Source organism: Streptomyces sp. NPDC048506 (assembly GCF_040651315.1).
In the GTDB taxonomy this organism is placed as follows: Bacteria; Actinomycetota; Actinomycetes; order Streptomycetales; family Streptomycetaceae; genus Streptomyces.
On record NZ_JBEZIX010000033.1, the window covers coordinates 55,623 to 69,500 of the forward strand.

The 13,878-nt window shown below is 72.3% G+C and carries 12 protein-coding genes; 5 read left to right on the forward strand and 7 right to left on the reverse strand.

The window, feature by feature from the left end; all coding sequences use genetic code 11:
- Positions 1-125: 125 nt before the first annotated feature.
- Complete coding sequence (locus AB0C96_RS25850; RefSeq protein WP_362920349.1) at positions 126-1,211, forward strand: extracellular solute-binding protein; 1,086 nt, start codon at positions 126-128, stop codon at positions 1,209-1,211.
- A 59-nt stretch (positions 1,212-1,270) separates the two neighbouring features.
- Here the strand turns inward: AB0C96_RS25850 and AB0C96_RS25855 are convergent, their stop codons facing one another.
- Both AB0C96_RS25855 and AB0C96_RS25860 read right to left on the reverse strand, forming a co-directional pair.
- Positions 1,271-3,346, reverse strand: a complete 2,076-nt coding sequence (locus tag AB0C96_RS25855) for a SpoIIE family protein phosphatase (RefSeq protein WP_362920272.1) — start codon at positions 3,344-3,346, stop codon at positions 1,271-1,273.
- Positions 3,347-3,632: 286 nt separating this feature from the next.
- Positions 3,633-5,552, reverse strand: a complete 1,920-nt coding sequence (locus AB0C96_RS25860; RefSeq protein ID WP_362920274.1) for a right-handed parallel beta-helix repeat-containing protein — start codon at positions 5,550-5,552, stop codon at positions 3,633-3,635.
- Positions 5,553-5,650: 98 nt separating this feature from the next.
- Between AB0C96_RS25860 and AB0C96_RS25865 the strand changes: the two genes are divergently transcribed.
- Positions 5,651-6,616, forward strand: coding sequence for a TetR/AcrR family transcriptional regulator (locus tag AB0C96_RS25865; RefSeq protein WP_362920275.1), 966 nt, complete (start codon positions 5,651-5,653; stop codon positions 6,614-6,616).
- A gap of 62 nt (positions 6,617-6,678) precedes the next feature.
- Here the strand turns inward: AB0C96_RS25865 and AB0C96_RS25870 are convergent, their stop codons facing one another.
- Both AB0C96_RS25870 and AB0C96_RS25875 read right to left on the reverse strand, forming a co-directional pair.
- A complete protein-coding gene (locus AB0C96_RS25870; RefSeq protein WP_362920276.1) occupies positions 6,679-7,200 on the reverse strand; it encodes a CBS domain-containing protein in 522 nt (173 codons plus the stop codon).
- A gap of 48 nt (positions 7,201-7,248) precedes the next feature.
- Positions 7,249-7,710 carry a cyclic nucleotide-binding domain-containing protein gene (locus AB0C96_RS25875; RefSeq protein ID WP_362920278.1) on the reverse strand — a complete coding sequence of 154 codons (462 nt, stop codon included), beginning with the start codon at positions 7,708-7,710 and terminating at the stop codon, positions 7,249-7,251.
- 511 nt (positions 7,711-8,221) lie between these two features.
- On the opposite strand from AB0C96_RS25875, the gene AB0C96_RS25880 reads away from it, so the two are divergent.
- From AB0C96_RS25880 to AB0C96_RS25890, 3 genes are read left to right on the forward strand one after another with little or no spacing between them, the layout of a single operon-like run.
- Entirely contained in the window at positions 8,222-8,926 is a 705-nt protein-coding gene (locus AB0C96_RS25880; protein ID WP_362920280.1) for a CBS domain-containing protein, read from the forward strand.
- Complete coding sequence (locus tag AB0C96_RS25885) at positions 8,926-9,792, forward strand: universal stress protein (protein WP_362920281.1); 867 nt, start codon at positions 8,926-8,928, stop codon at positions 9,790-9,792. Before AB0C96_RS25880 ends, AB0C96_RS25885 begins: the two co-directional genes overlap by 1 nt.
- 53 nt (positions 9,793-9,845) lie before the next feature.
- A complete protein-coding gene (locus AB0C96_RS25890; protein WP_362920283.1) occupies positions 9,846-10,577 on the forward strand; it encodes a pyridoxamine 5'-phosphate oxidase family protein in 732 nt (243 codons plus the stop codon).
- 69 nt (positions 10,578-10,646) lie between these two features.
- Here AB0C96_RS25890 and AB0C96_RS25895 read toward each other — a convergent pair whose 3' ends face one another.
- The 3 genes from AB0C96_RS25895 to AB0C96_RS25905 form a co-directional block, all read right to left on the reverse strand.
- A complete protein-coding gene (locus tag AB0C96_RS25895; RefSeq protein ID WP_362920284.1) occupies positions 10,647-11,525 on the reverse strand; it encodes a universal stress protein in 879 nt (292 codons plus the stop codon).
- Between the two features lie 181 nt (positions 11,526-11,706).
- Positions 11,707-13,077: a nickel-dependent hydrogenase large subunit gene (locus AB0C96_RS25900; protein WP_362920286.1), complete on the reverse strand. Its 1,371-nt coding sequence runs from the start codon at positions 13,075-13,077 to the stop codon at positions 11,707-11,709.
- Positions 13,074-13,877, reverse strand: coding sequence for an oxidoreductase (locus tag AB0C96_RS25905; RefSeq protein WP_362920288.1), 804 nt, complete (start codon positions 13,875-13,877; stop codon positions 13,074-13,076). Before AB0C96_RS25905 ends, AB0C96_RS25900 begins: the two co-directional genes overlap by 4 nt.
- Between the last annotated feature and the right edge of the window lies 1 nt (position 13,878).

The window sequence follows — 13,878 nt, forward strand, 5'->3', positions numbered from 1 at the left end:
CTTGCTCTGGTCCGCGTCCGCCCCCCGCTCGGCGGACCGCTCCCCCGCCTGGCTCTGCTGGAGGCGTTGTGGCTACACATCATCGGGTCCGCGCAGGCGCTCTCCTCTGCTGTCTCGGCCTCGCGGTGCTCGGTCTCGGTGCCTGCCAGGAAGGGAGCACCACCCGGCCGGTCGATCCCTCCCGGGCCGGTTCCGCCGAGGAGGCGGGCGGGACGACGGCGCTGATCAAGGCGGCGAAGCGGGAGGGCAGGCTCAACACGATCGCGCTGCCGCGCCCGTGGGCCAACTACGGCACCCTGATCGACGGCTTCGAGAAGAAGTACGGCATCAGGGTCGTCGTCGACGATCCGTACGGCCACAGCCAGCAGGAGATCGATGCGGTCAAGCGCTACCGTGGCCAGGAGCGCGCCCCCGACGTGCTCGACGTCGGGGATTCCTTCGCCCAGTCCGCGGCGCGGCAGAACCTGCTGGCCCCCTACCGGGTCGCGCCGTTCGACCAGATCCCGGCGGAGCAGAAGGATCCCGAGGCCCGTTGGTACAACAACTACGGCGGTTACGTCTCCATCGGCTGCGACGCCGCCCGCGTCAGGACCTGCCCCGAGTCCTTCGCGGATCTGCTCCAGCCGGAGTACAAGGGCCTGGTCGCGATACACGGCGAACCCACGGTCGCGGGATCGGCCTTCGCCGCCGTGTACGCGGCGGCGCTCGCCAACGGGGGGTCGTTCGACGACATCCAGCCGGGCATCGACTTCTTCGCCCGGCTGGACAAGGTCGGCAACTACAACCGGGCCGACCCCAACCCGGCCGCGATCGCCAGGGGCAAGACGCCGATCAGCATCGAGTGGGACTACCTCAACCTGGAGCACATCGACCAGCTCCGCGGAACGGGCGTGAAGTGGAAGGTCTCCATTCCCTTCGACGGCAGCTTCTCCCAGTACTACGCGCAGGCGATCAACAAGGACGCCCCTCACCCGGCCGCGGCACGACTGTGGCAGGAGTACCTCTTCAGTCCCGAAGGCCAGAACCTCCGCCTCGTGGACTACGCCCGCCCGGTGCTGATGGACGCCATGGCGAAGGACGGCACCCTCAACAAGGCCCTGGCCGCACGGCTGCCGACGGTGGAGGGCACACCGCAGTTCCCGACCGAGGCCCAGCTGAACAAGGCGCTGCGCACCGTCCGTGAGAACTGGGCCAAGGACGTCGGCAGCTGAGCCGTCATCGCCTTCGCGGTGAAGAACGAACCGGTGGTGAAGACCGAACTGGTGAGGTGTCAGGGTTGGGCGCGGGCGATGAGCAGGGCGACGTCGTCCGGGTCGTCGGGGCGGCGGAGTTCGCGCAGGAGTCGGTCGCAGGTCTCTTCCAGGGTGCGGTCGGGCGCGTCGAGCAACTGGCAGAGGGTTTCCAGGCGTTCGTCGATGGCGTGGTCGCGGGTTTCGACCAGGCCGTCGGTGTACAGGACCAGTTGGTCGCCGGGGGCGAGGCCGAGGGTGGTGGTCTCGAAGGGGACGCCGCCGACTCCCAGCGGGGTTCCGGTGGGCAGGTCGAGGAGTTCGGGGCGCCGGCCGCTGCGCACGAGGACGGGGGGAAGGTGGCCGGCGGTGGCGATATGGCATTCGGCGCGGTGGGGATCGTAGGTGGCGTAGACGCAGGTGGCGATGTAGTGCTCCAGCCCCGAGGTGATCCTGTCGAGGTGTTGGAGGACCTGGGCGGGGTCGAGGTCGAGGTCGGCGAAGGCGCTGGTGGCGGTGCGCAGACGGCCCATGGTCGCGGCGGCGTCGATGCCGCTGCCCATGACGTCGCCGACCACCAGGGCGGTCTTGTCGCCGTCGAGCGGGAGGACGTCGTACCAGTCTCCGCCGATCTCGTAGGTGGCCAGCGCCGGCCGGTAGCGGGAGGCGAGCTGCAACCCGGGGCGGTGGGGCGGGTGGTCGGGGAGCAGGCTGCGTTGGAGGGTCACGGCGGCGGTGCGCATGCTCTGGTGGGAGCGGGCGTTTTCGATGCAGACGGCGGCGCGGGAGGCCAGTTCGGCGGCGAGGGCGAGGTCGTCCTCGTCGAAGGGCTGGGGGTTGCGGGCGCGGCTGAGGCCGAGGAAGCCGAGGATGTGGCCTCGGGCGGTGAGCGGGGCCAGCATGTAGGAGTGCACTCCGGCACGGGCCAGCAGCGCGGCGGCGCGGTCGTCGCGGGCGATGCGCGCCAGGTCGGTGTCGTCGGCGCGGGAGATCAGGATCGGGCGGCCGGTGCGCACGCACTGGGTGGCCAGGCGGTCGGCGTCGAAGGCGGCGATCTGTCCGGGGGGATCGACGGCCCGGACGGCTTCGGTGGGGTAGGCGGCCTTGACCGCGAGCGCGCGGTAGACCGCGGGGCCGTCCCTCGTGGCCGGGCGGTGCTCGTCCAGTACGGAGTCGAGCACATCGACCGTGACCACGTCGGCGAGTTCGGGAACGGTGACCTCGGCCAGCTCTCGGGCGGTCTGGTCCACCTCCAGGGTGGTGCCGATGCGGGCGGAGCCGTCCGCGATCAGGGCCAGGCGCCGTCGGGCCTCGGCGGCCTCTGTGGCCGCGTGATGGCGGTCGGTGACGTCGGCCACCAGCTCTGCCACTCCGAGCACGCGCCCCTGAGGGTCGTCCAGCCGGTACAGCGAGATCGACCAGGCGTGCTCGCGCGGCCCCGGGTCGGCCGGGCTCCGGCCGACGATGGTGGCCCGGTCGACCATGGGAACCCCGGTCGCCAGGACCTCCCGCATCGCGGCCTCCGGCACCTCGAACTTCGCCGCGGTCATGATCTCCCGGTAGTGCCGGCCGAGGTGGTCCTTCGCGGGGATGCCGTGCATCCGCTCCAGGGCCGGGTTGACGGACACATACCGCAGACCGGTGTCGAGGATCGCCACTCCGATGGGCGACTGGGCGATCAGCCGGGTGGACAGGGCGACGTCCCGCTCCACCTCGCGCAGCGTCGGCGAGTCGGTGCCGAGGCCGAGGGCGTAGAAGTCGCCGCGGTCGTCGAGCAGCCGCATGTTGCGCAGCTCCACCAGTCGCGCGGTGCCGTCTTTGTGCCGCACCGGGAACGCACCGCCCCAGCTCTTACCGGTCTCCATGACCTCGGTGAATTCCTTGAGCACCAGGTCCCAGTGCTCTTCGTTGACGAGCAGCTGGGCGGCGTACTGCCCGAGCGCCTCCTCGGCCGGGTATCCGTACAGGTCCTCGGCCTGCGGGCTCCACAGGACGATCCGCCCCTCGGAGTCCAGCAGCACCGCTGCGACACCGAGGAGATCCAGCAGTCCGCTCGGCTCGGGCGACACGCCTTCCGGCTCATCGGGACCGGTCGGAGGGCCGTCGGCTGCGCTCACCCGGGCCTCCTTCCGCTCGCCGGACCACGCGGGCACTCGCCCCGACACGGTCCACGGCCCCGCTGACGGATGCGGCCCGTCCCCACGTCCGGTGGGTGCTTCGGCTTCCATGGTCCCCCCGGACCGGCCGACCGGACACCTCGTCCGGCCGGGCCGGCCCCTCTCCCTCCACGAGTCGCCTCACGTCTCCCCCACCAGGCGCCTCACGAGGCGCCTGGCCGCCAGCCGCTGACCTCCGGGCCCATCACACGCTGTATCTCGGCGACTACCCCGGCGGCCACCAGGGTCACTCGGCCCGGCCGGGGCTCGGGCCGACGGGCGGAGCGGACCGGCCTGCGGAAGCCAGGATGGCGGCGCCGGCGGGGTCGGCGGCCAGAGCCTCCTCGAAGCCGTCCCTCGGCAGCACCGTGTTCCTGGCGAGGGTGACTCCGCTCGGCGGGGAGTCGGCCCCGGCAGGGTGGTCGTCCCAGAAGTTGTCGAGGAAGGCCACGTTCTCCAGCGGGGGCGTCACCTGTAGCACGATCGGGGTGTCACTGCGGTGGACGACGTTGCCCTGCACGGTCACCCACGCGGCACCGTAGTCGGTGTAGAGGCCGAAGTTGTAGGGGGTGACGGTGTCGCGGATGACATTGCCCCGTACCAGGGTGCCCTCGGCGTAGGAGCTCCCCTGGACGCCGTTGAGGTAGATGCCGCCGCCGTCGGCAAGCACCGTCATGGTGTGGTGGATGAGGTTCTCGATGATCTGGACCCGGGCGGCATGGCTGCCGCCGGTGACGACGATCCCGCTGTACGGCACGTCGTGGATCTCGTTGTGAGCCACCGTCACCTCGCGCGCGTCGGTCACCCAGACGGCGGGTGAGCCGTGGTACTCGCGGCCGATGTGGTGGATCAGGTTCTGCTGGATCCGGGTACCGGTGCCGGAGGCGACGGTCACGGCGCTGCCGGAGACGTCCTCGATCCGATTGCCGACGACCGCGTTGTCGCGGCCCGGGCCGGCGAAGCCGATCGCCCCGGCGCCGAGCCGGGTGAACCTGTTGCCGTGAAGGGCGACCCGCACGGCGGCGGTGAACTCGACGTTGGCCGGCAGGAGCCGGGGTTCTGCCGGGATCGTCACATGGGCGTTGCCTTCGGCGAGTTCGACCTTGTGCAGCTCCCCTCCGCCGTAGTAGGTGTTGGCGAAGAAGTGCAGGAACCCGTGGGGTCCGTCCGGTTCGGTCCAGCCGGCGTGGGAGAAGGTCAGGCCGCGCAGCGTCACATCGTGCAGCGGATTCTCCTCGGTTCCCCGGCCGACGACCAGCTTCTCCAGGACCGGAGCGATGATCTCGGCTTCGGACGGGTCCTCGCCGGGCAGTGGCAGGTAGTGCAGGACGTGGCGCCCGGGGGTGCGCCGGTCGAGGACGAAGGTGCCCGGCTCGGCCAGGAAGCTCACGCTGTTCTCCGCCGAACTCGGCCGGGCCAGGCCGTCCCACCGTGTGTCCCGGCGGCTTTCGGGGCTTTCGGGGCTCTCGGGGCTCTCCGGCTTGCCGCCGACCCAGGTGGCGGTGTAGAGCTCGCGGGCCCAGTCGAAGGCGGGCTGGGCGAGGGTGATGGTCGTGGACCGCGCATCACCGGTGATCTCGGCGACCCGGATGCGGGCCTCCGACCACGGGTACACCCACGGGAAGACGAACTCGATGCTCGTCGGGTCCTGCCAGCTCTGCGGAGCCGTACTGTCCGTGACGTAACCGGTCTCGGTTTTCGTCACGCTGCCCGGAAGGCCGGGACTGAACGAGGCCCTGGGCGCTCTACGGCCGTTCACATACAGCTGCCGGGTCTCCAACGACCCCACCTCCGCCCGCCAGGCGCCGTCCACCTCGCCGGGGTGCCACCCGGTGATCGCCCGGCCACCGCTGACAACGGCCTTCTCCTGCTGGGGAGTTCCGTATCCATGGGCCTGGTAGACGACCCGGTGGCCATGCTCGCCCGAGTCTCCTGCGTCGGCGTCCAGAGTGAAGGGGGCGTCCAGGACGTATGTTCCGGTGCGGAGGTTGACCACGAGGTCGGAGTGGAGTGACGCGGTGCGGGCACGAACGGCCCGCTGTGCGGCGGGCAGGGTGGCGAACGGCCGGTCGAGCGTGCCGGGCCAGGAGTCGCGGCCCCAGGGCGCCACGTAGAGCTGCCCTGACTGATCGGGCTGGTCGGGCTGGTCGGGCTGGTCGTCGAGCATGGGTGTACCTTCCCCCCAAGGTGTGTATGCCGTACACGTATGCGTACACCATAAACACCGGACTAGGGTGGACGTCAAGGATGGGAAGGGGAGTGCGCATGACCGAGGAGAACACGGCGGCCGATCCTGGACGCACCGTCGAGCTGCTCTGGGGCGCCAAGGAGAGCCACGGCAGAGCGGGGCTGAACCTGGCCGGGATCGTCGCGGCGGCGATCGAGGTCGCCGACGCCGAAGGGCTGCCCGCGCTGTCCATGCGGCGGGTGGCCGAGCGGCTGGGCTTCACGACGATGTCGCTCTACCGGCACGTACCCGGCAAGGCGGAGCTGATCGAGCTGATGCGGGACACCGTGGTCGGCGAACTCGACATGGTCGCACCCGACCACCCCGAGCCCGAGAACGGCGACTGGCGCAGCGGCATGGAGGCGTGGGCCCGTGCGCGCTGGGCCCTGCACCTACGGCATCCGTGGCTTGCGCACACCGCCGGCAGCCGGCGACTGCCCGGCCCGAACATCATGGCCGACTACGACCGCGCGCTGCGGATCGCCGAGCGGACGGGGTTGCGGGCTTCCGAGGCGATCGCGATGGTCTCGCTGGTCGGCGGCTTTGTGACGACCGCCGCCCAGCAGGCCCACGAAGCCCTTCGCGAGGAACGGGAGTCCGGCATCTCGAACGCGCAGTGGTGGCGCAGCCGGGAGGAACTGGTCGCGCACATGTCCCCGTACCCCGCGCTCGGTCGCCTGTGGCAGGCCGGTGGCTTCGACGAGCCCGAGGACCCCTTCGACTTCGGCCTCGCCCGCACTCTCGACGGCGTCGAACTGCTCATTCGGCGCCGAAGTGACGAAAAGCGTGACGCAAATGGTGTCGCTGAAGCGCAGCCCCCCGCAGGGCGGTGCGCGGTCTGCGGCGCCGAGTTCGACGGGGTGCACAGGGGACGTCCACGGGACTACTGCTCCCGCGCCTGCCGGCAACGGGCCTACCGGCAGCGCCGATCGGCGACCTCGGCATCCACCGATTCCGGGGCGCCCGTCAGTGTGCCCGTGAGTTCTGCCGGCAACACCCGCTGAGGCCCTCGCCACGGCCGGCGCAGACACCACCGCACGCCCGGGGGAGACGGATGCCACCCGCGCTACCGCGGTCGCACATCCGCCACCGGCCGCTCATGCGGGAGGGCGGACAGTCCCGGGGCCCGGTCCCCTTCGCCCGCGCGCTCGGTGGAACGCGGCGGGCCGGGTGGCTCGGCCAGTGCGCACCACGACAGCGGTCCCAGCAGCTCGCCGAGGCGTCGTGCCACGTCCATGAGCAGGTCGTCGAGCGCCACCAGCCCGATGAGCCGGCCCTCGTCCACGACGGGCAGGCGGCGCACGCCCGCCCGGCGCATGATGCGGTACGCCTCGTCCACATCGTCGTCCGCCCCGACGGTGCGGACCGGCGCGGTCATCACACTGCTGACCGGAGAGGTCGCACTCAACCCGACGGCGAATCCGCGCACGGTCACGTCCCGGTCGGTGACCATGCCGTGGATCGCCGGACCGGACGTCACCACGACGCATCCGACGACGCTCTCCGCCATCCGCCGGGCGGTCTCCGCCAGCGTGGTGTCGGGCGTGACCGTCACCACCGGACTGCGCATCACCTCACGTACCCGCATGGGTCTGTCCCTCCTCCGGAGCCGCGGCGAGGGCGAGGGCCATCGCCTTCACGGCGGGGCCGGCATGGTGCTTGCTCCGGGGCCGTACATGTCGAGCAGACGAAGCCGCGTGGCCTGGAGGCGGCGGGCGACGACGTCGAGGACCCGGCGGGTCACCGCCAGGCCGAGTGCCGGATCCGCGTCGCACAGGGCGCGTACCGCCGTCGCGTCGAACTCATAGGCCCGCACGGGGGTGAATGCCTCCGCTCCCATGCGCCAGGCGTACGGAGGCACCAACCACGACCACCCGAGCAGATCGCCGTGGCCGAGCATCTCGACGACGGTCGGCCGCCGCCCCGCTACTCGGATGTCGAGGTTGACCGAGCCGGTGCGGATGATCCAGAAGCGGTCGGCGAGCCCACGTTCTTCGAAGATCCGCGTCCCCGCCGGAAACGACACCTCGTCGGCGAACTGCATCAGGCGGGCCCGCCCTTCGGCTGGGAGCACATTGAGCAAGGGTGTCGTGGTCATGGTGGTGTCTCCCGGGTTCGCGGCGGTGGCGTACGGCCGCCGGATCTGCCTGGCCGGTCGCCACCAGAGTGCGCACGCGCACGGTGCCCGGTACAGGGACTCTTCGGCGCGAGGTGATGGGCCGAACGGCCTCGGTGCGCGCACACGCAAAGAGGCGAGGAGGACCGCCCACTTCTCGCGGGCCCGGATTGCGCGGTGCGCGGCTTCGCTCCGCTGCTCCGCGTCCTCGCGTCCTCCTCGTCATGTCCAGGGAAGCGCGCACGGCCACGGAAGTGGAGGGTCGGTCGGGCCCTGTGCGGGGGCTGACCGGCCCTTTCCGGCGGGGCCTCCGGCCCGGCCCGGGCGCCGAGCGGCGATTGTCGTACGCCGTCGGGGTCTCGCCGCGGACCGGTCGGCCCGCGGGGACGGCCGGCCGGCTGTTGGGGCCGAGTGGCTCATGCCCGGCGTCCACGGGCCGGCCACGCTGGAGGTGTGGCCGCACGGCCGGCCGCCGCGGCCGAAGGAGGCGGAGATGGAGCACCGCACGATAGGTGAGCTGATGACCCGGAAGGTCGTGAGCGTCCGGCTCGACACCCCGTTCAAGGAGATCGTGCAGACGCTCGCCGACAACGCGGTGAGCGCCGTGCCGGTGCTCGACGGTCTCGGCAGACCGGCCGGCATCGTCTCGGAGGCCGATCTGCTGCGGAAGGCGGCCGATCGATCGGATCTGTCCGGCAGGACCCCGTTGCCGTATCTGGAGGCGTGGGAGCGGGCCCGGGCGGAGGGCCGCACCGCCGGTGAGTTGATGTCCGCCCCCGCGGTGTGCGCCCATCCCGAGTGGACGGTGGTGGAGGCGGCACGCCTGATGGAGGTGCAGAGCGTCAAGCGGCTCCCCGTGGTCGACGAGACGGACACGCTGCTGGGCATCGTCAGCCGCAGCGATCTGCTGCGCGTCTTCCTGCGCAGGGACGACGCGATCCAGGAGGAGATCACCCACGAGGTCATCGGGCGCACGGCACGTCTCGGCGCGTCGGGGGTCACCGCCGAGGTCGTGCGGGGCCAGGTGGCGCTGCACGGCACGGTGACCGACCCGTTGCTGATTCCGGTGCTGGTGCGGATGTGCGCGAGCGTCGACGGGGTGGTGTCGGTGTCCGAGGACCTGAAGGGAACTCCGGCCCCTGGCGAACCGGACGACAGGGTCGACGAGGGCCGCTCGCCGGAGAGGCGGTCGCCGTGATGAGGAACGTCGTCACCGTCGGGGTGGACGGCACCCTCCAGGCCCTGGCGGCGGCGCGCTGGGCGGCACACGAGGCGCGGCTGCGACAGTCCCGGCTGCGGATCCTGACCGCCTGGCACCCGCTCACCGCCGGACCGCGCGGCGCACCGTCCACGGCAACGGAGTCCCCGCACTGGCCGGACCGCATCCTCGAAGAGGCAAGGGCCACGGTCGTGTCGGCGCACCCGGGGCTGTCGGTCGACGTGAGCCTGGTGCACGAACCGCCGCTGGACGCCCTGGTCGAAGCCGCCGAGCAGGCGGATCTGCTCGTCCTGGGGTCGCGGGGGCTGGGACCGGCGGCGCGCTTCGCACTCGGGGAGACCGGCCTCGACCTGGTGCCTCGGGTCGCGGTCCCGGTCGTCCTGGTCCGGGCACGGCAGGACATCCCGCCCACCGAGGACGGCGACGGCATCGCGGTCGGCGTGAGCCTGCATGCCCCGTCTGAAGGGCTGCTGGCCTTCGCCTTCGAGACCGCCGCCCGGCGGGCCGTCCCGCTCCACGCGGTGCACGGCAGAGACCTTCCGCTGTTCGCCTCCGAACAGGGTGCTGCCAAGGAGCGGGCCGCCGCCGAGGAGGAGGCCGGGATCGCGCGCCAGGAGCTGTCCGAGGCGCTGCGCCCCTGGCGGGAGAAGTTCCGGGACGTACGGGTGGAGGAACGCGTGGTGATGGAGAGTCCGGCACCCGCCCTCCTGCACGGCGCGGCGGACGCCCAGCTGCTGATCGTCGGCCGGCGGCACATCGGCCGCGCGGTCCCTCGGATCGGTCATGTCGTCCATGCGGCCGTCCATCACGCTCCCTGCCCCGTGGCGATCGTGCCGCACGACTGAACCCGTCCGGACGGACACGGCCGGACCCCGCTCGCCGAGAGGATGTGTGCGTGATGACGACCGACAAGGCACCCGGATCCGGCGCCCGGCCGGGGCAGCCCCGCAGTGACCTGGGCCGGCGCGCCGCGCTGCGCAGGCAGCAGCTGGGGCTGACCCGGGAGGAGGTCGCGGCCCGGGCCGCCGCCTCACCCGGCTATCTCCAGTACGTCGAGGAGCACGGGGCCGAACCGGACATCGGGTTCCTGCTGCGCCTCGCCGCCGCACTGGACACCACGGTCGCCGACCTGACGGGCCGCACCACCGACCTTCCCGAGGGCCCCGGCAAGGCCGGCGCCCACCCCGAGGTGCTGGTGCTCGGCCCCGCCGAATGCTGGGAACTGCTCTCCACGCACGGCGTCGGGAGGGTGGCCGTCACCCTCGACGACGCCCCGGCCGTCTTCCCCGTCAACTACACCGTCGCCGAGGGCGTGATCGCCTACCGCACCCACGCGAACTCCGGTCCGGCCGCGGTGGCCGGCCACGAGGCCGCGCTGGAGGTCGACCACATCGACGACGCGTTCAGCCAGGGATGGAGTGTGCTGGCCGTGGGGCCCGCCGAGGTCGTCACCGGTTTCTACGCGTCCCGCGCGCTCGAAGAGCAGGCGTACTCGGCCCCGTGGGTGGGCGGTGGCGGGTACCAGTGGATCACCATCCGGCCGACCCGCCTCACCGGGCGGCGCATCCGCGTTCCCGGGGCACCGGTACCGCCGACCGGTGACACCGGGCGCGGCTCGGGCGCGCGGTGACACCGGGCACGGCTCGGGCGCGTCCGGGACGTGACCCGGTCCGGCCGTCGTCCCCGTCGGCAGCCCGGGTCAGTCCACACGGGCCTCACGAGGTACGACCGCCAGCGGGCCCGGTGCGAAGTGGGAGAGCGTGCGGCTGGTGGAGCCGAGCACCAGGCCCCGGAACCCGCCCAGCCCGCGCGACCCGACCACCAGGCAGCGCGCCTCGGTGGCCGCTTCGGCCAGTTGCACCGCCGGCTGCCCCACCAGGACCTTCTGTCGCACCGTGACCTGCGGGTACTTCTCCCGCCAGCCGGCGATCGCCTCCGATACGTCGATGAAGGACTCCCGGATGTCCTCCGGCCAGTCCCCGTGACGCGGCCGACGTACCTGCACCGCGAGCAGCTCCGCCTCGCCCAGGGCCGCCTCCTCGAACGCGAAGGCCACCGCGGGAGCCGAGGCCGCCGAGCCGTCTACCCCCACCATGACGGGCCCGAGCGGGTCGTAACGGGCGATGTCCCCGGGGACCAGGACGACGGGGCACGGAGGGTGGCCGACGAGTGACCGCCCGACCGTGGTGAAGGTGACCGCCTCCCCCGGTCCGGACACCTGGTGTCCGCCGACCACGAGCAGCACGGCGTCCTCGGCGGCTTCCCGCAGCACGGCGGTCGGGTGGCCGGCCTCCAGACGCGTCGTGGTCCGGAGGCCGGGTGCCCGCCCTGCCACGGAGTCCTTGTGGTGGTCCAGCAGGGCCTGTCCGGAGGCCCGGAAGTGCGAGGCCCAGATCTGGTCCGGTGTGTCGTGCCGGTCCTTCGGTGCGGCTCCGGCCGGCCACTCCTGGGCGTGCACCAGGCACAGCGGGCGTCCGCGCCGGACCGCCGCGTCCGCTGCCCACTCCACCGCGCCGCGCGCCGTCTTCGAACGGGAGACCCCGGCCACCACCGGGTTGCTCGGATCGTTGCTGCTCATGTCTCTTCTCCTCCCGGAGACAGGCCGCACGCCCCGGAGACGAGCCGCGAAGCGGCCCGGCGCCGGAACCCCGTGCTCCTGAGCGTGCCGCGCCGCGCGGCGGCGCCGGTAGGGCCGGGTGGCACCACGCTGGGGCTGGAGGACCCCGGGTGGCCATGGGGTCTGTCCGATGGGTCGGGGATCAGCCCCGCTCGACGGTCAGGTCGAGGAAGTGGGTGGAGCAGGAGATGCACGGGTCGTGGTTGCGGATCACCCGTTCGCACAGCGCGGTCAGCTCCGCGTCCGTGCCGCGGCTGCCGGAGTCCAGGCGGTCCTGCACGGCGCGCCGTAGGTCGTGCTCGATCGCGGCCTGGTTCTGGGCGGTCGGCGGGACCAGGTCGGCTTCGATGACGGTCCCGTCGGTGTCGAGGGTGTAGCGGTGGTAGAGGAGGCCGCGGGGTGCCTCGGTCGCGCCGTGGCCGGTGGCCGCCCGTGGGGAGACGTCGATATGGGGACGGGGCGGGGGGTCGTACCCGTCGATGAGGCGCAGCGCCTCGTCGACCGCGTACATCACCTCGACGGCTCGGACGACGATGCTCCGGAACGGGTTGCGGCACACCGTTCCGTCACGGGGATCGCCGAGCCCGGCCTCGCGCGCGATGCGGAGCACCTCGGGCGGCAGCCAGCGGCCGCTGACGGCGTAGCGGGCGAGCGGCCCGGTCAGGTGGCGGCGCCCGTCGAGCAGCGAGTGCAGGGCGGTGGAGTGCGGTACCTGGGTCTCGGTGACGTGCTCGGGGAAGGCGTGGACCGGGAAGCTGCGGGTGGGCAGGGCTCGGTCGCTGTCCGGGGGCAGGCCGGCGGTGCTCGGGGCCGGCATGGCGGTGGGGGTGCCGGAGTCGATGGCGTAGCTGCCGGGTTCGGCGAGTGCGAGGAGTGCGGTGTCGATTCCGGCGTCCGGGAAGTCGAAGTCGGCCACCCAGCGCACGGTGGCCTCCGCGGCGTCGCGGGCACGGCGCAGCCGTTCCGCCAGGGGCCGCAGTTCCTGTCTGGTCGGTACGCGGTGGAAGCCGCCGAGGCGGACGTTGACCGGGTGGATGGCGCGGCCGCCGAGCAGTTCGATGACCGCGTTGCCGGTCTGCTTCAGCGCCAGTCCCCGTTCGACGTGGGCGAGGTGGGTGCGGGCGAGGTCGATCACGCTGTCGTGGCCGAGGAAGTCGGGGGCGTGCAGCAGATAGATGTGGAGGGTCTGGCTTTCGATCCACTCGCCGCAGTAGAGCAGCCTGCGCAGGGCGGCCAGCTGCCCGTCCACGGTGACGCCGCAGGCGTCCTCGACGGCTCGGCAGGCGCTCATCTGGTAGGCGACGGGGCAGATCCCGCAGACCCGGGAGGTGATGTCGGGCGGCTCGGTGTAGGAGCGCCCGCGGAGGAACGCCTCGAAGAACCGCGGCGGTTCGTAGATCTTCAGGTGGGCCTCGGCGACTTGGCCGTCGTCGAGGCGCAGGTGCAGCGCGCCCTCGCCCTCGACGCGGGCGAGGGAGTCCACGCGGAGCACCTTGGTCTCCCGCTGTGTCACCGCTGGAGTTCCTCTCTCGACACCGCGTCGAATTCCGGTGCGCCGGTGTTGAAGGTGCGCAGGACCCGGACCACGTCGAGGGTGTCCATCCCGTCGCGGCGCAGCAGCGGGATGAACGAGGGGAAGTTGACGGAGTTGGACGGGCCGAAGCAGCCGTAGCAGCCCCGGTCGTAGGCCGGGCAGAGCGCGCCGCAGCCGGCGTGGGTGACCGGCCCCAGGCAGGGGGTGCCGTGGGCGACGGTGACGCAGACGGTGCCGCGGCGTTTGCACTCGAAGCACACGCTGTGGGCGGGCACGTCGGGCGTGCGGCCGGCCAGGTGGGCGGTGATCACCTCGACGAGCTGGCCGCGGTCGATGGGGCAGCCGCGCAGTTCGAAGTCGACGGGGACGTGGGCGCTGATGGGGGTGGAGGTGGCGAGGGTGTCGATGTAGTCCGGCCGGGCGTAGACCGCGGCCTGGAACTCCGCGACGTCCGCGTAGTTGCGCAGTGCCTGGACCCCGCCGGCGGTGGCGCAGGCGCCGATGGTGACGAGCCGGCGGGAGGCGGCGCGGATCTGCCGGATCCGTTCGGCGTCCTCCTCCGTGGTGACCGAGCCCTCGACCAGGGACAGGTCGTAGGGGCCTGGTCCGGGCGCGCTGGACGCCTCCAGGAAGTGGGTGATGCGGACCCGGTCGGCGATGGCGAGGAGTTCGTCCTCGCAGTCGAGCAGGGTGAGCTGGCAGCCGTCGCAGGAGGCGAACTTCCACACGGCCAGCTTCGGCCGCCGATCGGACGTGGTCCTGCCGGGCGATGTCGCCATC